This is a genomic window from Acidocella sp. (assembly GCF_035535915.1).
In the GTDB taxonomy this organism is placed as follows: domain Bacteria; phylum Pseudomonadota; class Alphaproteobacteria; order Acetobacterales; family Acetobacteraceae; genus Acidocella.
Genome location: NZ_DATLPB010000071.1, coordinates 1 through 2759 on the forward strand (window position 1 = coordinate 1; position 2759 = coordinate 2759).

2 protein-coding genes and 1 pseudogene are annotated in these 2759 nt (G+C 65.5%); all 3 read right to left on the reverse strand.

Annotated features, from left to right (window positions below; genetic code table 11):
- Positions 1–49 precede the first annotated feature (49 nt).
- Positions 50–1207, reverse strand: coding sequence for a peptidoglycan-binding protein (locus VNC39_RS08655; RefSeq protein ID WP_325398208.1), 1158 nt, complete (start codon positions 1205–1207; stop codon positions 50–52).
- Positions 1204–2346, reverse strand: coding sequence for a flagellar motor protein MotA (locus tag VNC39_RS08660; RefSeq protein WP_325398210.1), 1143 nt, complete (start codon positions 2344–2346; stop codon positions 1204–1206). The genes VNC39_RS08655 and VNC39_RS08660 overlap by 4 nt, the downstream gene beginning before the upstream one ends.
- Positions 2343–2759 (reverse strand): annotated as a pseudogene (locus VNC39_RS08665) (hypothetical protein); the annotation flags it as partial. The pseudogene VNC39_RS08665 and the gene VNC39_RS08660, both read right to left, overlap by 4 nt.

Genomic DNA, 2759 nt, shown 5'->3' on the forward strand with positions numbered 1-2759 from the left:
TTTGCGCCGCTTTTTTCAAAAAGCGGCTGCTTCCTTTCTTCTAAAACCATCAAGGGCTCGTCAACCGGAACTCGATGCGGCGGTTCTGCGCGTAATCCGCCGGGGTGGTACCGGGGTTGAGCGGGTTGTTCGACCCCATTGCCGTGGCGGCGAGGCGTTCCTGCGGCACGCCGTCTTTCACCAGCAAGTCCAGCACCGCCAGAGCGCGCGCCGAGGAAAGATCGAAATTGGAGTGATACGGTCCGCCGGTGATGGCTTGCGAGTCGGCATAACCGTCCACGCTCAGCACCCATTTCACATTCGCCGGGATTTTTTTGGAAATTTCCTGAACAGCGCTCGCCACCTGGGCGATTTCCTTCTGGCCGGTGGGGGTGATGGTCGCCTGGTCCACAGGGAACAGCACGTCACTCTCGAACACGAAGCGGTCGCCGACGATCTTGATGTTCGGCTCGTTGGCCAGGGCGTCGCGCATGGCGTGGAAGAAGGCGCTTTGATATTGCTGCAGCTCTTCAACCTTGCGCGCCAGCGCTTCGTTCAGTTGCTTGCCGAGATCGGCGATCTGCACGTTCTCCTTGGCGTCGAGCGTGCGGGCGGCGTTGAGCGCTTGTTCCAGCACCGCGAGCTGCAGCCGCATGGCGGCGATCTGCTGGTTGAGCAGCGTGATCTGGTCCTGCTGCTGTTGCGTGAGTTTCTGGGCTTCGTCGAGCTTGCCCTGCGTGGTGCTCAATTGCTGCTGCAGACCGGGGCCGGCCTCGCTCTGCTGCTGCGCCAGGGCCGCCATCTGGTTCTGCAAGGCGGAGATCCGGTTGGTGGCCGAGCTCGCCTCGGCCTGGGCGTCCGAAAGCTGGGCCTCGAGCTGGGTGTCCTTGGCGTTCAGCGTGGAGATGGTGCCGTTGGCGGCCGCGAGCTGCTGCGTGAGGCCGGTGTTTGACGCCTGGGCGGCGGCGAGCTGCGCGTTCAGCGCCGCCAGTTCCCGCGACAGGGTCGTGTCCTTGCTGGTTTCCAGAGACAGGCTTTGGGACAGAGCCGCGATCTGCTCGCGCAGCCGGGAAATGGTGTTGTCGCTGCCGCTCAGGGCCGAGGAGAGGAACGCCTCGGCCAGCACGAACACGAGCAGCACGAAGATCGTGACCATAAGCAATGTGGACAGCGCGTCCACATAGCCCGGCCAGGCTTCCAGCCCGTTGCCGTTGCGGCGCCCCTTCATGCGCGGGTTTCGTCCCGTGTCGCCGCGGCGACGGTGCGGGTGAGGAGTTTCAGGTCGCTGCGCAGCTCGGCAAGGCCCTGGTTGCGGCCTTGTTCGTTTTCCGTGAGCAGCCTTGTGAGCAGCAGTTCGATATTGCGCAGATGCGCGCGCGCCACATCATCCTCGCCGTTTTGGCGTTCGCCGAGGCGGGAGAGGGCGGGCCCCAGCGCCACTTGCGCTTCCGCCACTTTGGTCATCAGCTGATGGCTGGTGCGCAGCGTGTCGGCCAGCGTGCTCATGCGCTCGTTCAGCGTCACCAGGGCGGCATTGCCCTGGGAGCGTCCTTCCTCGCCACGCGTCAGCACGCGCTGCAGTGACTCCATGTTTTCGGCGGTCTGTTCCAGCAGCGCCTGCACATAGACCGGGATCGGCGTCTCGCCGTCATGGCCGCCCACGCCGGTGGACAGGCGGGTGAGCCCCGCCAGCCATTCTTCCAGCTCATTGAAAAACCGGTTCATCGCCTGGCCGGCGGTGAGGTCGAGAAAGCCCAGGATCAGCGCGCCGGACAGGCCGAACATCGAGGCCGAGAAGGCGGTGCCCATGCCGTCCAGCGGCTTGGCGAGCCCGGCTTTGAGCTGTGCGAACATCGCGTTCACGTCGCCGCCGCCCAGGGTCATGCTGTTGATCACTGCGGCGACCGAACTGACCGTGTGCAGCAGGCCCCAGAACGTGCCGAGCAGGCCAAGGAAGATCATCACCCCGGTGATGTAGCGGGAGAGTTCGCGGCTCTCGTCCAGCCGGCTGGAAATGCCGTCGAGGATGGTGCGCATCGCCTGGCCGGACAGGGTGAAGCGCCGTTCGCCATCGGCGCGGCCGTGCAGCATGCGGGCCATCGGGGCCAGGAGCACCGGCGGCGTCGCCTGTTCGAGTTTCTGGCGGGCGCGGCGGAAATCCTCGACCCAGGCCACTTCGGGATAGAGCCGCAGCACCTGGCGCAGATTCCAGAACACGCCGAAAACCTCGACCAGCACGATCACGGTGTTGATCACCGGATTGGCCATGTAGAAGCGGGCGAGCTGGGGCGAGATGGCCGCCACGCCGCCATACACGATGAGGCAGAACAGGATCATGCGGATCAGGTAGCTGGTCGGCTTGGTCATGGGTTCAGCCCTGTTTGGATTTCCGTGATGTCATTAGCGCCGCCGGGGCCGGCACCCAACGCCCTGGGTAGAATATTTTGTGACGCGACCCCGCAGGCGCTCAAGTTCGCGCGGACGGCCAAGGCGCGCGCCAATGACAGGCGCATGCTGTGCGAATTATCGTCCGGGTCGGCCGGAGCCCGTGCATTGATGACGATCGGGCCGGAGGCCTTGCAGAACGGGGCGAGACGGGCTTGGGCGCCGGCCGGCAAGGTGGCGCTGCCGGCGGCAAAAGTAATGTTCACGGGGGCAGGCGGGGCTACCGGCTTGGGTGCCGCCGGCGCCGGCCTCGGAACGACCGGCCCCGGAACGACCGGCTTGGCGACGACCGGCTGCGCGACGGCTGGCTGCGCGATGGCGGGCTTGGTGATTGC

Coding starts and splice junctions, on each gene's coding strand:
- VNC39_RS08655 (WP_325398208.1), bottom strand. CDS start 1,207: ATGAAGGGGCGCCGCAACGGCAACGGGCTGGAAGCCTGGCCGGGCTAT.
- VNC39_RS08660 (WP_325398210.1), bottom strand. CDS start 2,346: ATGACCAAGCCGACCAGCTACCTGATCCGCATGATCCTGTTCTGCCTC.